Genomic DNA, 16,847 nt, shown 5'->3' with positions numbered 1-16,847 from the left:
TGCTGTGTCGTGCTGATCCGACGCGAGACCGCCGCCGACATCCGGGCCATCCACGACGTGACGGAGGCCGCGTTCGCGGCCCGACCGGGCGGTGAGGCGGGGCTGGTCGACGCGCTCCGGGCGGATCCGGGGTGGATCCCGGCCCTGTCGCTGGTCGCCGAGGTGGACGGCGTCGTCGTCGGGCACGTCGTGTGCACGCGTGGCTCCGTCGGCGACGCCCCCGCTCTCGGCCTGGGCCCGCTCAGCGTGCTGCCCGCCCACCAACGCTCCGGCGTCGGCAAGGCCCTGATGCACACCGTGCTGGGCGCTGCCGACGCCCTCGGTGAGCCCCTGGTGATCCTCCTCGGCGACCCGGCCTACTACTCGCGCTTCGGCTTCCGGCCCGCGTCGACCCGCGGCATCACGCCACCCGACCCGGACTGGACGCCGTACTTCCAGGTCCGCACCCTCACCGCCTACACGCCCGACCTCACCGGCCCCTTCGCCTACGCCGCGCCGTTCGGCGACCTGTAGCCGGGGTCACCAGTTCTCGGGCGGTTCCACGAACGCCTTGCCCACGTCGCGCGTCAACGCCAACGCCCGCCGCACCCACTTCTCGCTCGCGCCCGCCATGCCGCACGTCGGCGTCGGCACCGCGTGCGTGCCGAGGATCGACCGCGGGAAGCCGAGCCGGTCCACCAGGTCCAACGCGGGCTGGGCCAGCGACTTCAGCGTCTGCGGCGTGGTCGGGTCCGTGCTCGGGGCGAGGCCCAGGAACAGCTGGGTCTTCTCCTCCCACGCCTCGCCGATCTCGTCCCACATCGTGTCGTCCAGGACCGTGACGTCGAACGAGACGGCCCGCGCGCCCGCCTGGCGGATCAGCGTGATCGGCGGCTTCGAGGCGCAGCAGTGCACGATCACGTCCGCGTCGACGCCGTCGATCACGGTCTCAAGCAGCGCCCGCGCGTCCGGCTCGGGGACGGCGGCGACCGTGCCGAGCTTGGACGGCGTGGGCAGCAGGCCCTTGAGCACGGCGGGCAGCGCCGGTTCGTCCAGCTGCACGACGACCTTCGCGCCGGTGCGCTTGGCGACCTCGGCGACGTGCCGGTTGAGCCCTTCGACCAGGGACTGGGTGTACTCGCGCAGCGCGCCCTTGTCGGTCAGCACGCGGTGGCCGCGGAGCAGCTCGACGCTCGCGGTGAGCGTCCACGGCCCGGCGGACTGCACCTTGACGACCCGCGGCGGAGCGGGCTCGGCGGCCTCTTCGAACGCGTCCAGGTCGCGGCGCAGCAGGTCGACCGCGCGCCGGTGGTCCTTGCCGGGGTGCGCGGTGGTCCGCCAGCCGGACGGGACCACCTCGACCGGCAGGTCGACCAGGAGCGCGGCGGTGCGGCCGATCATGTCCCCGCCGACTCCCCGAGCGGGGAGTTCGGGCAGGTGAGGGAGGTCGGGGAGTTCGCCGAGGACGATCCTGGCGGCCTCCAGCGGGTCGGTTCCGGGTAGCGAGCCGATGCCGGTTGCGGCGCCGGCGGACCAAGGGAGGGCATCCACGCGGACAGTCTCCCACCACGGGCGCCCGGCCGTTCAGGCGCGAAAAGGTCTAGACCCATTGACGCCATGGTCCAGACCACCTACCGTCACCTTGTCGGTGCCGACAGTGGTCGAGGGCACCGCCACGACGTGGTGTGGGGGCGTGCCGCGCCCCGCGCTCCCGCACCACTTCCCTCCGCACGGGAGGTACCGATGTCGTTCAAGCGCACGAGCCTGGCCGCACTGGCGGCAGGCGTCACGGCTGTCCTGACCGCCGGTCTGCTGCTGGCCGCCCCCGCGGGCGCCGCGCCGACCCCGACGGCGGTCTTCAGCCAGGACTCGACGTGGAGTTCGGGCTACCAGGGCAGGTTCACCGTCACCGCCGGGTCCGGCGCGGTGTCCGGGTGGAAGGTCGAGTTCGACCTGCCGGCGGGCAGCACGCCCGGCTCGTACTGGGACGCCACGCTGACCAGCAGCGGCTCGCACCACGCGTTCACCAACCGTGAGTACAACGGCAGCCTCGCGGCGGGCGCGTCCACGTCGTTCGGGTTCCTGGTGAACGGCACGGGCCTGCCCGCCAACTGCAAGCTCAACGGCCAACCCTGCACCGGCGGCACGACGACCACCACTACCACTACGACTTCGGACCAGCCGCCTCTGCCGGGCAGCCTGAAGTCCGCGCCGTACGTGGACATCACCATGCCGACGCCGTCACTGGAGTCGGTCGCCCGCGCCACCGGCCAGCAGGTGTTCACGCTCGCCTTCGCGCTCGCCGACAGCACCGGCTGCAACCCGTCGTGGGGCGGCACGATCCCGTTGCACGACAGCCGGATCATCAACGACGTGCGCGCGCTGAAGGCGTTGGGCGGCGACGTGATCGTGGCGACCGGCGGCGCCGCCGGGCCGTACCTGGAGCACACGTGCTCCACCGCGGACGCGTTGCTGGCGGCGTACAAAAAGGTGCTCGACGCCGTCGGCAGCAACCACTTGGACGTGGACGTCGAGGCGGCCATCCCGCACGACATGGTGAACACGGCGTTGAAGCGCCTGCAGACCGAACGCGGCACGTCGATCAGCTACACGATGCGCGTCCAGGGCGACGACTACGGCATGGACCCGTACTCGGTGCAGGTCCTGCAGAACGCCGCCGCCAAGGACCTGACCGTCCTGGTGAACCCCATGACCATGGAGTTCGGCTCCTCCCGCCCCGACTGGGGCGACGCCGTCATCGCGGCGGCCGAGAGCAGCCTGCGGCAGCTGAGGACGATCTGGCCCGCCAAGTCGGACGCGGAGCTGAAGCGGCTGCTCGGCGTGACACCGATGATCGGCCGCAACTTCAACGGCAAGGTCTTCACCCAGGCGCACGCGCGCAAACTCGTGGCGTGGGCCAACACGAACCGCATCGGCCTGCTGGGCTTCTGGTCGGTGGGCCGGGACAACGGCAACTGCCCGGGCGGCGGCATCTCGCCGACGTGCAGCAGCATCAGCCAGACCCAGTACGAGTTCACGAACATCTTCAAAGCCTTCACCGCCTGACGCCGTCACCCGCGGCGGGAAATGGAGCGACAGGCCGCACAGGCGGGATTAGCGTGCGGTCGCATGCGCGCAGACACGGCCTCGCTCACGTGGCGGCCACTGGTGGTCGAGGACGCCAAGGCGTCGGCCGAGCTCCTCAACGCCATCGAGGCCGTGGACGGGATCGGGGAGTACTACACCGAGCAGGACACGCTTGAGGAGTTGATCGACCCCTACGCGGACCTGGAGCGGGCGAGTTCGGCGGTGTTCGACGGTGACTTGATGGTCGGCTTCATGAAGATCCGCTTCAAGCCGGGCGTGGAGGGGGTGCACCGGGTCTTCCTGGACGGTGGGGTCCACCCCGGCTACCGCCGTCGGGGTCTCGGCGCCGTGCTCGTCGAGGCCGGTGTGGCGGCGGCAAAGGTGGTGCACGGGCTGCGTCACCCGACGAGGAAGCTCGTGGTCGACGTGCAGAAGGGTGAGCACATCGCCGGGCTGGCCGAGCTCCTGGGCGGCCGTGGTTTCGCGCCGGTCCGCTACTTCCAGCACCTGAAGCACCCGCTCGGCGACGCGATCCCCGACGCCGCCGTCCCCGCCGGGCTGCGGGTCGAGCCGTGGTCGGAGCGCAACGACGAGGACTTCCGGCTGGTCCGGAACGAGGCGTTCGAGGACCACTGGGGCTCGGCGCCGATGCCCGCGGACTCGTGGCGGAACAAGATCACGAACCACACGTTCCGGCCCGAGGTCAGCTTCCTGCTCCGGGACGCCGCGAACGGGGCTCCCGCGGGCATGCTGACGACCTCGTGCTGGGACGCCGACACCGAGGCCACCGGCGTCCGCGACGCCGTCTTCACGCTCGTCGGGACGCTGCGGAACCACCGGAGGCGGGGTGCCGCCGGCGCTTTGATCGGGCACGCGCTGCGGGCCGCCGCCGACCAGGGCTACGACCGCGCCAGCGTCACCGTGGACTCCGCGAACCCGTCCGGGGCCTTCGGGATCTTCGAGAACGCCGGATTCACTCGGCAGATCCGGTTCGCGCGCTGGGCGCTCGAAGCCTGACGCCGCCACCACCGGCTCAGTACAGCGGCGTGAAGTGGAGTTCGAACCCGTAGTCCGCCCGTTCCCCGCTGGTGGCCGCGATCCAGTACTCCCCCGGCCGCACGATGGCGCCCGCGAACGAGTTGGACTCACCGCCGCCGTGCGCGATGCCGACCACGGTCGTGGGCGGGTTCTCCGCGCCGACGGTCAGCTTGACGGTCGCGATGTAGCCCGTGACGAAGTAGACCGCCACGTAACCGAGCACGTCGGCTCGGTAGAGGGTGTCGAGCTTCGGCCTGGTCCGCGGCCCTCCCACACCCAACGGGGTGGCGCGCGCCTCCAGCGAGCGCACGGCCGCCTCCGCTTGGCGGGCCAGCGATTCGACCCTTGTCGCGTCGTCCAGCAACGGCCCGGTGGCGGCCAGTCGACCGGTCAGGACGGCCACCTGGCGTTCCAGGTCGGCCACCCTCGCCCGCAGTTCCTCGGCTTCCCGCTTCGACCCGAACATCCAGCCCCCTGCCACCGCCGCGCGGATGATGTCCCGCACCCGTGAACCTTAAGGTGCAGGGATGAACGGACCCGCGGAGATGCTCGCCAACGACGCCGCGTCGACCGCGCTCGGGATCCGGGCGCTCGACCTCGGCGAGGGCACGGCCCGGCTGGCCATGACGGTCACCGACCGGATGGTCAACGGGCACGGCATCGCGCACGGCGGCTACGTGTTCCTGCTCGCCGACACCGCCTTCGCCTGCGCGTGCAACCGCCACGGCTCGGTGACCGTGGCGGCGCAGGCGGAGATCGACTTCATCGCCCCCGTGCACGCGGGGGACGAGCTGGTGGCCGAGGCGGTGGAACGGGCGCGGTTCGGGCGCAGCGGGATCTACGACATCACCGTGCGCCGTGGCGACCAGGTGGTGGCCGAGTTCCGCGGCCGGAGCCGGACCCTCAGGCCGAACGGCGCAGACCCAGCACCTGAAGGGTGATGAAACCCATCACGCCGACGGCTTGGGCGACGATCAGGAAAACACCGAGCCCGGTCACCGGGAACCACCCGGCGAACGCGGTGAGGAAGCTGTCCAGCACCCACACCGAATTGCCGATGATCACCACCGCGACCAGTGCGCGAACCGGTCGGAGACCGAGCGCGAAAACACCGACGCCATAAGCGAGGAGGAACACGCCGAGCCCGATCACCAGACCACGCGGCAATCCCGTCGGCAGGTCGAAGAGGAGGGCCAGCAGGCCCAGTCCGCCCGAGCCGACGCCGTCGAGCTTGAGGGCGAAGCGGAGCAAGCCGTCGTTGCGAACCTGAGTTGTCGTCATGGCTCGAAAGTTAGGGCCGGCCGTACTGCCGGCGGTACACCGAACACTGCCAACGCCTGCCAGTCACTCCGACGCGACCTGCGAGAACAAGTCCTCGGCCACCAGTCGTGCCCCCGCGTTCTGCCAGTTGTGCAGCGTCCGCTCCGGCACCTGGTTGACGAACCACGCCAGCGCCCGCCGTGCCTCCGGGTCGAGGTCCTCGCGCTTCGTCCGCCTGCTGTACGGCCGGATGCCGACCACGTAGTAGAAGTACAGCGCGTTGTAGTGCCGCCATTCGTCGCTGGTGCCGAAATCGCCGTCCCGCGGTTTGAGCCGGCAGATGCTCTCCAACAACAACGACTTCAACTCGGCGGCACGTTCCAGCGGTTGGTCCGAAGCGCCCCGGCCGGCCAGTCGGGCGTCGATCACCGGCAATTCCGTCAACGGGCTGGCGACCAACTTCCCGAGGTCGCCGTAATTGCTCAACGCGCGCCGGGTCAGCTTCACGAATTCGGTCGGGTCCAGCGGCGCCCGGCGCGGCAACGCCTCGGCCGCGTCACGCAGCTCGGCCCGTTCGGAGGCCACGCCCGGCACCGCGACCCGGTCGACGAGCAGCGCCAGCGGGTTCGCCAGCACCTGCACGGCGATCGCGGCGGCGACCGTGCCGTACAGCAGCGGCACCAGCCGGTCGTCCAGGAACAACGCCACCTGCCCGCCGAACACCGCCGCCAACCCGGCCGACGTGAGCAGCGAGCGCACCATGTCCGCCCGGATCGCCTCGCCCTCGTCGAACGCGTCCGCCACCGCCACGATCACGCCGAACACCAGCAGGTCGAACCCGGCCGACGCGATCACCAGCGGCGCGGGCAGCACGTCCACCAGCAGCAACGCGCAGCTCAGCCCGAACAGGATCGTCGCCGCGCCCAACAAGGCCCGCCGCACCCGCAGGCACAGCACCAGGGCCGCCGCCAACGGGATCAGCACCACGACGGGCGCGAAGTAGGCCGCCACCAGCAACGGCAGCGCGCTGTACCGCCACCAGCGGTCGTAGCGCACCGGCAGCCAGCACACGACAACCCCGGTCCACGCCACCGCGGGCACCGCCATCGCCATCGTCGGCAACGGGAGGACGATCACCAGCGCGTAGGCGAGCAACCCGATCGAGGCACGCTGGAGCAGGTGTTTGCGGGGATCGCGCACGAGCAGGTAGAGCCCGAGCCACCAGGCGAGGCCGAACGTCACCACCGACACCGCGATCACCCGGAGATCCTACGGTTGCGTGGGCTGGGACGATGTGGCCCATGCCGCTCGAGCTGACGCTCCGCAAGGCCGCCGAAGAGGTCGAACGCGGCGACTTGGCCAGTGTCCTGCGGGCGCGACAACGGCTGGTCGGCCTGGTCACCAGCTACCCCGACCGGCTGGACCTGCGCGAGCGCCTCGCCGACGTGTACCGGCTGCTCGGCGACGCGGCGCAGGCCGGGCGGTGGAGCTACCTGTCCGAGGTGCGCGACGAGGCGGAGGTGGCCGCGTTCGAACGCGCCTACCGCACGCCGCTGGCCAGGCTGGAGGCGATGAACTGGACCAGCGGCGAGACGGGCACCCCGACCGCGACCGCCCGGGACCGCCTGGTGGCCCTCCAGAACGCGGCCAACGACCAGCTGCGCGCCGAGTTGTCGGTGGCCGACGACCGGGATTCGTCGTGGCGCACGAACGTGTTGGTGCTGGTAGGGCTCGTGATCGTGCTGCTGTGCTTCGTGGTCGGCGCGGTGACGCTGGTCATGTGGGCCTACAGGTGGTTCGCCGGATGAGCGCATATTGGAGTCATGACCCCCGACGTCGCCGCCGCCGCTGACCGCATCCGCCCACACGCCCGCCGCACCCCGTTGTGGCGCACCGAGGTCGACGGCAGGCCGATCGTGTTCAAGCTCGAACACCTCCAGCTCACCGGCTCGTTCAAGCTGCGCGGCGCGCTCAACACCCTCATCGCCTCCGGTTCACCGGATCGTGTGGTCACGGCCTCGGGCGGCAACCACGGCCTCGGCGTGACGAAGGCCGCGCAACTGCTCGGCCTGCACGCCACCGTCTTCGTGCCGGTGAGCGCGCCGGAGGGCAAGGTGCGCCGAATCGAGGCCGCCGGCGCCAAGCTGATCCGGCACGGCGACACGTACGCCGAGGCCGTCTTGGCGGCCCGCGAGACCCCGGGCTTCTACGTCGAGGCCTACAACGACCCGACCGTCGTCGCGGGCCAGGGCACCGTGGCCGCCGAGGTGGTCGAGGACGCGCCGGACGTGGACGCGATCGCGGTCGCCGTCGGCGGCGGCGGGCTGGCCGCCGGCACCGCACTGGCCTCCTCGGGCCGCCTCACGGTCGCCGTGGAACCGGACCGGTGCTGCGCCCTCCACCACGCGCTGGCCGCGGGCAAACCGGTGGACTCCGAGGTGGTCTCGGTCGCCTCCTCGGCACTGGGCGCCACGAGGGTCGGCGAGGTCCCGTTCGAGATCCTGAGCACCCACCCGGTCGCCTCGGTGCTGGTGCCGGACCCCGAGACCCTGTCCGCACGCGACCGGCTGTGGGAGGAGTTCCGGCTGGCCGTGGAACCTGCCGCCGCCGTGCCGTTCGCCGCGTGGCTGGCCGGGCAGGTGCCAGGTGAACTGGCCTGCGTCGTGCTGTGCGGCGCGAACACCGACTGGACGCCCTGACACCACCGCCCACACAGCCACCGAACCCGCCGCACACCGCACCCGCCGCCGGGGCCGGCCGTTTTATCCGGCTAACGTGAGTAATGCGATTCGGGTTGTCCCAGGTTGCACTCTTCGCCCAGCCGTGTGACGCCCAACCGGATACCGCCCCTCAACGGACCGGCCACCGACCAAGCACGGCCACCGGCCCCACCGCCGCACAACGCCGGATCCGCAACCACTCCACCGGGCCCTCGCCAAACGGCCTCACAACGGCCCAACGAACCCGCCCGCTGAGGCACCCAACGGCCGCACAACGGACCCGAAACCGGCGCACCGAGGTCACCCGCCCCAGCCGCCGCACATCGGACCCGCCACACCCCCGCAGAGGCCCGATTTGACATGGGTTCGGGTGCCTTAGGCTGGTCGAAGCCGGGCAGGCTTGGCGGACGCCTTGGCGGACGCTCTTCCCGCCAGGCCTGCCCGGCTTTGGCCTGCCTGGGGTACCCGTAAGGGCCCCATGTCAAATCGAGCCGGACTCAACCACCGACCCGCACCGGACCCCAACCGGCAACCACCGAGTCAGCGCCTACAACCCCCAGCCCAACCACTCAACGGCACTCGGTCACCCGCTCCACCGACCCGACGTCCGCCGCAACACGCCCCTGCCCCACGCCCCCCTGCGAAACACCGGCCTGCGGCGGCACCTCGACCTCCACCGAGAGCGCCGGGTCGAGCCGTTCCACCCGCTCCACCATGCCCTCCACCTCGGCGATCAGGTCGGCCCACTCAGGCCGGTGCAGGCGCTCCCGGACCACCCAGCGCAGCGTACGCACTTCCGCGCGCAGCCGTTCGTACTGCTCCGCGTCGAGACGTTGCGCGGACGGGTGATCGAGCTTGCTCGAGAGCACCCTCACCCGGATCCCGATGTCCACCAGCGACCTCCGGCGTCGTGCGTTGTCATACGGCACGCACGCAGTGTCGCAGGCGACACCGACAAAACAACAAGCCGCACCTCAACGCGTCGAACTGATGGTGGCGCTGGCGAGCACCAAGTCGCCCGCCGCCGCGTCTTCCCGGTACACCGCGACCGCCTGACCTGGGGCGACGCCGCTCAACGGCTCGCGCAGCCGCACCAGCAACTCTCCGTCGACAACTTCGGCCACCGCAGGGGCGAGACCGCCGTGCGCCCGCACCTGCGCCACGCACTCCACCGGACCGTCGAACGTGATCCGCGTCACGGGCCGCCGCGCGGTGATCTCGGTGACCTGGAGCTTCTCGGCCGCGCCGACCCGCACGGTGCCGGTCACGGGCTCCAGGGACAGCACGTACCGGGGCCGCCCGTCGGGCGCGGGCGCGTCGATCCCGAGGCCCTTCCGCTGGCCGACGGTGAACTCGTGCACGCCCACGTGCCGCCCGAGCACCGCGCCGGTCTCGTCGTCCACCAGGACGCCGGGCTGCTCGCCCAATCGCCGGGTCAGGAACGCCTGCGTGTCGCCGTCGGGGATGAAGCAGATGTCGTGGCTGTCGGGCTTGTCGGCGACCTGGAGCCCGCGTTCGGCGGCTTCGACGCGCACCTGCGCCTTGGTCGAGTCGCCGAGCGGGAACATCGCGTGGGCCAACTGCTCGTGCGTCAACGACGCCAGCACGTACGACTGGTCCTTGCCGTCGTCGGCCGAACGGCGCAGTTCCAGCACACCATCCACAGTGGCCAGTCGGGCGTAGTGCCCGGTGGCGACGGCGTCGAAGCCGAGCGCGATGGCCTTGTCCAGCAACGCCTCGAACTTGATCTTCTCGTTGCACCGCAGGCACGGGTTGGGCGTGCGGCCGGCCGCGTACTCGGCCACGAACTCGTCGACGACTTCCTCGGTGAACCGCTCCGCGAAGTCCCAGACGTAGAACGGGATGCCGAGCACGTCCGCCGCGCGCCGCGCGTCCCGGGCGTCCTCGATGGTGCAGCAGCCGCGCGCGCCGGTGCGCAGCGTGCCGGGCTTCGCCGACAACGCCAGGTGCACGCCGGTCACCTCGTGTCCCGCCGCCACCGCCCGCGCCGCAGCCACGGCGGAATCCACCCCGCCGCTCATCGCCGCCAGCACCCGCATGCCCGTCACACCTCCGCCGTCGCCTTGCCCGCAAGCCTCTTCAACCCCGCGATGCCCGCCGTGCGGGCGCGTTCGACCACCGGGCCGATCACCTCGGCCAGTTCGCGCACGTCGGCCGCCGTGGACGTGTGGCCGAGCGAGAACCGCAGCGAGCCGCGGGCCAGCACCGGGTCGACGCCCATGGCCAGCAGCACGTGGCTGGGTTGCGCCACTCCGGCCGTGCAGGCGGAGCCGGTGGAGCACTCGATGCCCTTGGCGTCCAGCAGCATGAGCAGGCTGTCGCCCTCGCAGCCGGGGAACGTCAGGTGGGCGTTGCCGGGCAGCCGGTGCACCGGGTCGCCGTTCACGCCGACATCGGGGACCACGCGCCGCACCGACGCCACCAGCTCGTCGCGCAGGGCGGCGAGCTCGGCGGCGGTCTCGGCCTGGTGGGACACCGCGTGCCGCACCGCCGCGGCGAGGGCCACGATCGACGGCACGTCCAGTGTGCCGGACCGGACTTCCCGCTCCTGCCCGCCGCCGTGCAGCACGGGCGTCGTCGCCACGTCACGTCCCAGCAGCAGCACGCCGACGCCGTACGGGCCGCCGAGCTTGTGCCCGGTGAGGGTCAGCGCGGAGGCGCCCGAGTCGGTGAAGTCGACGGGCACCGCGCCGACGGCCTGCACGGCGTCGGTGTGGAACGGCACCGCGCGTTCGGCGGCCAGGGCGGCCAGTTCGCGCACCGGGTTGATCGTGCCGACCTCGTTGTTCGCCCACATCGCGGTGACGAGGGCGACGTCGTCGTCCAACGCGTCGCGCAGCGCCTCGGGCCTGATCCGGCCGAGGCCGTCGGGCTCCAGCCAGGTGACCTCGGCGCCTTCGTGCTCGACCAGCCACTGCACGGCGTCCAGCACGGCGTGGTGCTCGACCGACGTCGCGACCACGCGACGGCGGCGGGACGTGCGGCGGGACCAGTAGACGCCCTTGACCGCGAGGTTGTCGCTCTCCGTGCCGCCGCTGGTGAAGATCACCTCGGAGGGCCGCGCGCCCAGGGCGTCCGCGATGTCCTCCCGCGCTTCCTCGACCAGCCGTCGCGCCCGCCGTCCCGAGGTGTGCAACGACGAGGCGTTGCCCGTCGTGGACAACGCCCGAGTCATCGCCTCGATCGCCTCGGGGAGCATGGGGGTCGTGGCGGCGTGGTCGAAGTAGGCCATCAGCTTTCCAGGGTAGCCCGGCCCAGACGGCCCGCGAGCACCGCACCGAGCACGGCCACGCCCACCATCAGCAGGTCGAACGGCACCACGGCGGCCGTCGGCGCGGCGGCCGAGGCGAAGGTGGTGACGAGCACACCGCCGAGGCCGACCAGCAGCGCCGAGCCGAGCATGTCGCTGATCTGCAGGGCCGAGGAGTTGAACCCCCGGTCGACCTCGGACGACGCGCCCAGCGTGAGCACGCTCAGGCTCGACATGGCCAACCCCATCCCCGCTCCGGCGATCGCCCACAGCACCGGGGTGGCCCACGCCGGGCCCCACGTCGGTGCGATGAGCGTCACTCCCGAGATACCCGTCGCATTGAGCACGAATCCCCAACGCACGAGCTTCTCGCGCGGGATGTCGGGCTTGCGGGACTGCCACCAGGCGGCGCTGGACCAGCCCAGGGCACTCAGCGTGAGCGGGATGCCGGCGGCGATGGCCGAGTAGCCGTGCACGGCGGTGAGCGTCAGCGGGATGAACGCCTCGGCGGCGAAGAACGAGCCCGCCAGGAGCGCGCGGGCCAGGATCGTCACCGGCAGGCCGCGACGCGCGGTGAGCGTGCCCTTGGGCAGCAGCACGCGCAGCGCGGGCGCCAGCACGGCCAGCCCGGCCAGGCCGATCACCAGGTTGAGACCGGTCGGGTGCTGGGCGGCCCAGCTCAGCGCCGCGACGCCGAAACCGGCGCCGAGCGCGGCCAGGGGAAGCCCGCGGCGGGTGTTCTGGTCGGGGGTGTGCGGGGGCAGGTTCCGCAGCACGGGCACCAGCAGCAGCACGCCGAGCAGCACGAACGGCGCCAGCCCGAGGAACACCCACCGCCAGCTCAGCGTCTCGGTCAGCCACCCGGACAGGGCCGGTCCGACCAGCGACGGCACGACCCACGCCGACGCGAGCATCCCGAACACGGCGGGCCGGTCCCGTTCCGGGTAGACCAGGCCGATCAGCACGTAGACCGCGACCACCTGCGCGCCGCCGCCGATGCCCTGCAGCACGCGGCCGAGGAGCAGCACCGGCATGTCCTGGGCGAGTCCGGCGACGATCAGGCCGACGAGGAACAGCGCGGGGCCGATCAGCAGCGACGGCCGCGGTCCGCGCAGGTCGCTGAGCCGCCCGGACAGGACGGTGGCGACGACGCTCGCGGCGAGGAACGCCAGGAACGGCCACGCGTACAGGTCGTTGCCGTCGAGGTCGGCGACCATGCGCGGCATCGCCGTGCTGACGCCCATGTTCTCGAACGCGAGCAGGGTGACGAGCAGGATGATCCCGAGCGTCGGGCCCCGCCGTTCAGGTGTCCACAGGTTGCTCTTGGCGGGGGTGTCGGTCGTCGTCGTCACGGGTCAATGGTTCAACCTCTACCGGGGTGGAGGTCAAGGCAATATGACGCAGTTCAGGCGCGTTGCGGGCGCAGCGCGGGCGCCCGGGTCGAACGGGCCCTGCCCGAACCGGTCCGCGGCGGATCAGGGCCGGTTTGTGGTGCGAACGACCGGCAGCGTGGTCGGCGGTGTGGTGTTGGCTGCACGTGATCCATTCGTGCCCGAAGGAGAACCCGTGCGTCAGCGCTTGACCGTCCTGCTCGCTTCCCTCGGCCTGGCCCTCGGCGGACTCGCCGTCACGGCCGGTCCGGCGTCGGCCGCCAGCTACGGCTACATCAACTGGACCAACAACTGCTCCGGCCCCAAGCTCTACTCGATCATCTACGCCAGCGGGACGAAGTCGGGCACCCTGGTCGTGCAGCAGAGCAACGTCGCGGCCGGGGCGAAGCGCAGCCAGCGGGTCCAGTCGGGCTACAAGTACAACGTGACCGCGAACGGCGGCTGGGACACCGTGACCATCTACAACATCTCCGGCCGGGTGCACAGCGTCGCGGTCAAGGCCTGCTGACACCGGTCGGCGGGCCGCACCCCTCGACGGCGGCCCGACCCCGCGGCGCGGTCTCGGCGGCTACCGGCCCACGGTCCGGCGTGCCGGTCCGCCCGCGCTGCGGGGCACGACGGGAACCAGGCCGATCGTGGTGAACACGGCCACCACGCCGTTCTCGATCCGCTGTCCCGTGGACGGCGCGTAGGCGGGACCGGTGCAGAGACCGTCCTGGCACACCGTCGGCGGAGGGCTGGAGCACCCGGTGGCCACCAAGGCGATAACGACGGCCAGTCGCCACCGGGAGACCTTCCCGGTCACCCCACCCGCACCGTGCCGAACCGCATCCACGTCCACGTCTCCCCCTCCGCTGTCGCCCTCATCCTCGCGACGGCGCACGCCGAACGGAGCGGCTTGGCCGGTTGCGGCCGGCGCGGGTCGGCGAGGCCGCTGCCGCCTTACGTTGCCGTCGTCGGGATGGGCGGTGGCAGGGGGATGTGCGGTGGACGTGCGGCTGAAGAGCGGGCTCCGGATCGCCCGGGCGGTCATGTTCGCGCAGGCGGTGGCCTCGCTCGGGATCTGGGTCGTGCAGGTGCTCACGATCGCCGGCCGGCTCGACCACAACCAGGTCGTGCCGGGGTCGGTGTGGCTGGTGGCGGTCGTCAACCCGGTGATCGCCGTGCTCGCCGCCGTCGCCGCGGCGTTCCTGCTCACCCGCCCGTGGGCGCGGACGCTGGGCGTGGCCGTGGAGGTGGCGGGCTGCGTGGGGTCGCTGATCAGCGTGCTCACCGGCTTCCCCCAGGCCGCGGTCGCGATCGCGGTGGCCGTCGCGGTGATCGTGCTGATCCGCCGGGGCTGACCGCCCCTCAGGCCGCCCGAGCGATCGTCGCGGGGGCGTGCACCCGCTGCGCGGGCACCTCCACCGACCCGTGCGCGACCCGTTCGGCTTCCTGCTGCACGAGCGCCGCCAGCTCACGCCGCGTCGCCGCACGGCCGGGCGCGACCTCGTCCAGCACGTGCACCTCCACGACCAGCCCGCGCGACCGCAGCACCCGCCGCATCGAGTCGACCAACGTGTCGGAGCCGACGAACGCGGCCTGGGTGGACGTCGCCGAGTCCTGCGAGTACCGCAGCACCACCGGCCGCACGGGCACACCGGCGTCCAGCGCGGCCTGGAACAGCGCCGGCCGGTAACGACCGGACGCCACGCCGCACCACGTCGTGCCCTCCGCGTGGATGCCGACCGCCGCGCCGTCCCTCAGCGCCGCCGCCAGCTCGGCCACCGTCCCCGGCAGCAGCGACAGCCGCTCCCGGTCCAGGTACACGGTGCGCGCGGCGGTGATCAGCCTGCCGAGCACCGGCCAGTCCCGGATGTCCCGCTTGGCCACCATCCGGATGGGCTGCACGGCGTCGATCGCCAGCTCGTCCAGCCACGACACGTGGTTCGACACGACCAGCACGCCACGGCCCGGGTTGTCCTGGAACACCGGCCCGATCACCCGCAGCCGCACGCCGAACGCGCCGAGCAGGGCCCGGAACCAGCGCCGCAGCAACGCCGAACGCGCCTGCCCGCGCACGCACAGGACGGCGAGGACCACGAGCACCCCGGACAGCATCACGGCCGACGCCGCCGCCACCCGCCACGCCACCCGCACCCGGCCGACGGAGGCCGTCGAGTGGTCGACGCACCCGTCGCCGCACGGCGACACGGGCATCCACGCGTGCTTGTTCACGCCGTCTCCCCGAGGAAGAACTTCAGGTAGCGCTGGTCCACCCGGTCCATGCCGAGCAGCACGGGCAGGTCGACCACGCCGAAGTCGGCGTCCAGCGCGGGCCGCCCGCACACCCACGCGCCCAGCCGCAGGTACCCCTTCAGCAACGGCGGCAGCACGGTCTTGTCCGGCCGCGCCACCGAGTCGACGTCCCACGGCGTCAGCGGCTCGACCCGGTACTCCTCGGGCGCGTGGTGCTTCGCCCGCACGATGTCCCACACGCCCGCCGCGAACGAGCCGCCGTCGTGCAGCGGCACGGACGCGCAGCCGATCAGCCACGAGTGCCCGGACAGCAGCATGTAGCGGGCGATGCCGGCCCACACCAGCGACACCACGGCGCCGTTGCGGTGGTCGGGGTGCACGCACGAGCGGCCGGTCTCCACCAGCGACGGCCGCAGGGCGTCGAGGGCGGACAGGTCGAACTCGCCGTCGGAGTACAGCCGGCCCGCCTCGGCGGCGCGCTCGGGCGGCAGCATCCGGTAGGTGCCGACGATGTCGCCGGTCCGGTCGTCGCGCACCACGAGGTGGTCGCAGTACTGGTCGAAGTAGTCGACGTCGTGCCCCGGCACAGAGCTGTGCAGCACGGCGCCCATCTCGGTGGCGAACACCTGGTGCCGCAGCCGCTGCGCGGCGACGACCTCGTCGCTGTCGCGCGCGACCAACAGGGAGTAGCGCGGCGCGTCGGAAGCGGCGTCACCGGTGCTGACAAGCAGTTGCGGCTGCGTCATGGGTCTGGTCTACCGACCGGTTGGCGACCGGGAGCAGGTCGTTCCGATGACGCCTCAGTGGCAGGTCGGTTAAGGCACGGTGAGGCTCGGAACGGCACCAGGGCCGCCCCGCGTGCGGCGGGACGGCCCTGGTGGACGAACGGGCAGGTCAGCCCTTGCGCTTGCCGACCTCGTCGGTCAGCTGCGGTGCGACCGCGAACAGGTCGCCGACCACGCCGAAGTCGGCGATCTCGAAGATCGGCGCCTCCGGGTCCTTGTTGACCGCGACGATCGTCTTGGACGTCTGCATGCCCGCCCGGTGCTGGATCGCGCCGGAGATGCCCAGCGCGATGTACAGCTGCGGCGAGACCGTCTTGCCGGTCTGGCCCACCTGGAACTGGTGCGGGTAGTAGCCGGAGTCCACCGCGGCCCGGGACGCGCCGACCGCCGCGCCGAGGCTGTCGGCCAGCTTCTCCACGACCGCGAAGCTCTCCGCGCTGCCCACGCCACGTCCACCGGACACGACGACCGACGCCTCGGTCAGCTCGGGCCGGTCACCGCCGGCGACGGGCTCGCGCCCGGTCACCCTGGTGACCAGCGCCGGGTTCGCGGCGGGCGCCTCGACGGCCTGCTCGACCGCGTCGGCGGGCGACTCGGACGCCTCGACGCCGCCGGGGCGCACCGCGATGACCGGCACGCCCTTGGTGACCTTGGACTTCACCACGTACGCGCCACCGAAGATCGACTGCGTGGCGACGCCCTCGCCGTCGAGGTCGACGGCGTCGTAGAGCAGGCCGGAGTCGAGGCGCACGGCCAGCCGGCCCGCGACCTCCTTGCCCTCCAGCGTCGCCGACACCAGCACGGCGGCGGGCGACGCGGTGGCCGCGATCGCGGCGAGCGCGTCCACCTTCGGCGTGACCAGGTGGTTCGCGGCGTCGTCGGACTCCACCGCGTACACCTTCACCGCGCCGTAGCGGCCCAGCGACTCCCTCACCTTGCCCGCGGTCCCGGGCGATCCGACCACCACCGCGGCCGGCTCGCCGAGACGGCGCGCGGCGGATAGAAGCTCATAGGTGACCTTCTTGACCTCGCCGTCGACGTGGTCGACGAGGACGAGTACCTCAGACATTGGATTCCT

General features: G+C 72.1%; 20 protein-coding genes. 8 read left to right on the top strand and 12 right to left on the bottom strand.

Annotation, left to right across the window (positions count from 1 at the left end):
• Positions 1-9 precede the first annotated feature (9 nt).
• Positions 10-513 carry a GNAT family N-acetyltransferase gene (locus ADK67_RS46490; RefSeq protein ID WP_053723044.1) on the top strand — a complete coding sequence of 168 codons (504 nt, stop codon included), beginning with the start codon at positions 10-12 and terminating at the stop codon, positions 511-513.
• Positions 514-519: 6 nt separating this feature from the next.
• Here the strand turns inward: ADK67_RS46490 and ADK67_RS46485 are convergent, their stop codons facing one another.
• The gene (locus ADK67_RS46485) at positions 520-1,530 is read right to left on the bottom strand and encodes a methionine synthase (protein WP_053723043.1); all 1,011 of its coding nucleotides are present in this window, start codon (positions 1,528-1,530) and stop codon (positions 520-522) included.
• A 192-nt stretch (positions 1,531-1,722) separates the two neighbouring features.
• On the opposite strand from ADK67_RS46485, the gene ADK67_RS46480 reads away from it, so the two are divergent.
• Both ADK67_RS46480 and ADK67_RS46475 read left to right on the top strand, forming a co-directional pair.
• Positions 1,723-3,045 carry a cellulose binding domain-containing protein gene (locus ADK67_RS46480; protein WP_053723042.1) on the top strand — a complete coding sequence of 441 codons (1,323 nt, stop codon included), beginning with the start codon at positions 1,723-1,725 and terminating at the stop codon, positions 3,043-3,045.
• A gap of 63 nt (positions 3,046-3,108) precedes the next feature.
• The gene (locus ADK67_RS46475) at positions 3,109-4,083 is read left to right on the top strand and encodes a GNAT family N-acetyltransferase (RefSeq protein ID WP_053723041.1); all 975 of its coding nucleotides are present in this window, start codon (positions 3,109-3,111) and stop codon (positions 4,081-4,083) included.
• A 16-nt stretch (positions 4,084-4,099) separates the two neighbouring features.
• Here the strand turns inward: ADK67_RS46475 and ADK67_RS46470 are convergent, their stop codons facing one another.
• On the bottom strand, positions 4,100-4,609 hold the full coding sequence (locus ADK67_RS46470) for a hypothetical protein (protein WP_053723040.1): 510 nt from the start codon (positions 4,607-4,609) through the stop codon (positions 4,100-4,102).
• Between the two features lie 22 nt (positions 4,610-4,631).
• On the opposite strand from ADK67_RS46470, the gene paaI reads away from it, so the two are divergent.
• Entirely contained in the window at positions 4,632-5,045 is a 414-nt protein-coding gene (gene paaI / locus ADK67_RS46465; protein WP_053723039.1) for a hydroxyphenylacetyl-CoA thioesterase PaaI, read from the top strand.
• Here the strand turns inward: paaI and ADK67_RS46460 are convergent.
• Both ADK67_RS46460 and ADK67_RS46455 read right to left on the bottom strand, forming a co-directional pair.
• A complete protein-coding gene (locus ADK67_RS46460) occupies positions 5,008-5,385 on the bottom strand; it encodes a hypothetical protein (protein ID WP_063797946.1) in 378 nt (125 codons plus the stop codon). The two genes, paaI and ADK67_RS46460, sit on opposite strands and share 38 nt — an antisense overlap.
• 63 nt (positions 5,386-5,448) lie before the next feature.
• A complete protein-coding gene (locus tag ADK67_RS46455) occupies positions 5,449-6,624 on the bottom strand; it encodes a hypothetical protein (RefSeq protein WP_053723037.1) in 1,176 nt (391 codons plus the stop codon).
• A gap of 41 nt (positions 6,625-6,665) precedes the next feature.
• On the opposite strand from ADK67_RS46455, the gene ADK67_RS46450 reads away from it, so the two are divergent.
• Both ADK67_RS46450 and ADK67_RS46445 read left to right on the top strand, forming a co-directional pair.
• Positions 6,666-7,172 (top strand): DUF6584 family protein, encoded by a 507-nt coding sequence (locus tag ADK67_RS46450; RefSeq protein WP_053723036.1) that lies wholly within the window; start codon positions 6,666-6,668, stop codon positions 7,170-7,172.
• A 15-nt stretch (positions 7,173-7,187) separates the two neighbouring features.
• Positions 7,188-8,063 (top strand): serine/threonine dehydratase, encoded by an 876-nt coding sequence (locus ADK67_RS46445; protein WP_053723035.1) that lies wholly within the window; start codon positions 7,188-7,190, stop codon positions 8,061-8,063.
• A gap of 590 nt (positions 8,064-8,653) precedes the next feature.
• Here the strand turns inward: ADK67_RS46445 and ADK67_RS46440 are convergent.
• The 4 genes from ADK67_RS46440 to ADK67_RS46425 all read right to left on the bottom strand — a co-directional run bounded on the left by ADK67_RS46440 (position 8,654) and on the right by ADK67_RS46425 (position 12,707).
• Positions 8,654-8,977, bottom strand: coding sequence for a hypothetical protein (locus tag ADK67_RS46440; protein WP_053723034.1), 324 nt, complete (start codon positions 8,975-8,977; stop codon positions 8,654-8,656).
• A gap of 81 nt (positions 8,978-9,058) precedes the next feature.
• Positions 9,059-10,144: a tRNA 2-thiouridine(34) synthase MnmA gene (mnmA, locus tag ADK67_RS46435; protein ID WP_053723033.1), complete on the bottom strand. Its 1,086-nt coding sequence runs from the start codon at positions 10,142-10,144 to the stop codon at positions 9,059-9,061.
• Positions 10,145-10,149: 5 nt separating this feature from the next.
• Positions 10,150-11,337, bottom strand: a complete 1,188-nt coding sequence (locus ADK67_RS46430; RefSeq protein ID WP_053723032.1) for a cysteine desulfurase family protein — start codon at positions 11,335-11,337, stop codon at positions 10,150-10,152.
• Positions 11,337-12,707 carry an MFS transporter gene (locus tag ADK67_RS46425; RefSeq protein ID WP_053723031.1) on the bottom strand — a complete coding sequence of 457 codons (1,371 nt, stop codon included), beginning with the start codon at positions 12,705-12,707 and terminating at the stop codon, positions 11,337-11,339. The genes ADK67_RS46430 and ADK67_RS46425 overlap by 1 nt, the downstream gene beginning before the upstream one ends.
• A 214-nt stretch (positions 12,708-12,921) precedes the next feature.
• Between ADK67_RS46425 and ADK67_RS46420 the strand changes: the two genes are divergently transcribed.
• Positions 12,922-13,254, top strand: a complete 333-nt coding sequence (locus ADK67_RS46420) for a hypothetical protein (RefSeq protein ID WP_053723030.1) — start codon at positions 12,922-12,924, stop codon at positions 13,252-13,254.
• Between the two features lie 60 nt (positions 13,255-13,314).
• Here the strand turns inward: ADK67_RS46420 and ADK67_RS46415 are convergent, their stop codons facing one another.
• Positions 13,315-13,551 (bottom strand): hypothetical protein, encoded by a 237-nt coding sequence (locus ADK67_RS46415; protein WP_053723029.1) that lies wholly within the window; start codon positions 13,549-13,551, stop codon positions 13,315-13,317.
• A 181-nt stretch (positions 13,552-13,732) separates the two neighbouring features.
• Between ADK67_RS46415 and ADK67_RS46410 the strand changes: the two genes are divergently transcribed.
• On the top strand, positions 13,733-14,089 hold the full coding sequence (locus ADK67_RS46410; protein WP_053723028.1) for a hypothetical protein: 357 nt from the start codon (positions 13,733-13,735) through the stop codon (positions 14,087-14,089).
• 7 nt (positions 14,090-14,096) lie between these two features.
• Here the strand turns inward: ADK67_RS46410 and ADK67_RS46405 are convergent, their stop codons facing one another.
• From ADK67_RS46405 to ADK67_RS46395, 3 genes are all read right to left on the bottom strand, one after another.
• Entirely contained in the window at positions 14,097-14,963 is an 867-nt protein-coding gene (locus ADK67_RS46405; protein WP_231648702.1) for a lysophospholipid acyltransferase family protein, read from the bottom strand.
• Positions 14,960-15,730: a GNAT family N-acetyltransferase gene (locus tag ADK67_RS46400; protein WP_053723027.1), complete on the bottom strand. Its 771-nt coding sequence runs from the start codon at positions 15,728-15,730 to the stop codon at positions 14,960-14,962. The genes ADK67_RS46405 and ADK67_RS46400 overlap by 4 nt, the downstream gene beginning before the upstream one ends.
• 148 nt (positions 15,731-15,878) lie before the next feature.
• Positions 15,879-16,838, bottom strand: a complete 960-nt coding sequence (locus tag ADK67_RS46395) for an electron transfer flavoprotein subunit alpha/FixB family protein (RefSeq protein ID WP_053723026.1) — start codon at positions 16,836-16,838, stop codon at positions 15,879-15,881.
• Positions 16,839-16,847 lie beyond the last annotated feature (9 nt).

The sequence above is a fragment of the Saccharothrix sp. NRRL B-16348 genome (genome assembly GCF_001280085.1).
In the GTDB taxonomy this organism is placed as follows: domain Bacteria; phylum Actinomycetota; class Actinomycetes; order Mycobacteriales; family Pseudonocardiaceae; genus Actinosynnema.
Note: the sequence above shows the minus strand (reverse complement) of the source record. Positions and strands in the feature narration are given on the sequence as shown.

Bases quoted from the DNA above. Each gene is read 5' to 3' on its own strand.
- ADK67_RS46430 (WP_053723032.1), bottom strand. From the start codon at position 11,337: ATGGCCTACTTCGACCACGCCGCCACGACCCCCATGCTCCCCGAGGCG.
- paaI (WP_053723039.1), top strand. From the start codon at position 4,632: ATGAACGGACCCGCGGAGATGCTCGCCAACGACGCCGCGTCGACCGCG.
- ADK67_RS46450 (WP_053723036.1), top strand. From the start codon at position 6,666: ATGCCGCTCGAGCTGACGCTCCGCAAGGCCGCCGAAGAGGTCGAACGC.
- ADK67_RS46475 (WP_053723041.1), top strand. From the start codon at position 3,109: ATGCGCGCAGACACGGCCTCGCTCACGTGGCGGCCACTGGTGGTCGAG.
- ADK67_RS46400 (WP_053723027.1), bottom strand. From the start codon at position 15,730: ATGACGCAGCCGCAACTGCTTGTCAGCACCGGTGACGCCGCTTCCGAC.
- ADK67_RS46460 (WP_063797946.1), bottom strand. From the start codon at position 5,385: ATGACGACAACTCAGGTTCGCAACGACGGCTTGCTCCGCTTCGCCCTC.
- ADK67_RS46480 (WP_053723042.1), top strand. From the start codon at position 1,723: ATGTCGTTCAAGCGCACGAGCCTGGCCGCACTGGCGGCAGGCGTCACG.
- ADK67_RS46395 (WP_053723026.1), bottom strand. From the start codon at position 16,838: ATGTCTGAGGTACTCGTCCTCGTCGACCACGTCGACGGCGAGGTCAAG.
- ADK67_RS46445 (WP_053723035.1), top strand. From the start codon at position 7,188: ATGACCCCCGACGTCGCCGCCGCCGCTGACCGCATCCGCCCACACGCC.
- mnmA (WP_053723033.1), bottom strand. From the start codon at position 10,144: ATGCGGGTGCTGGCGGCGATGAGCGGCGGGGTGGATTCCGCCGTGGCT.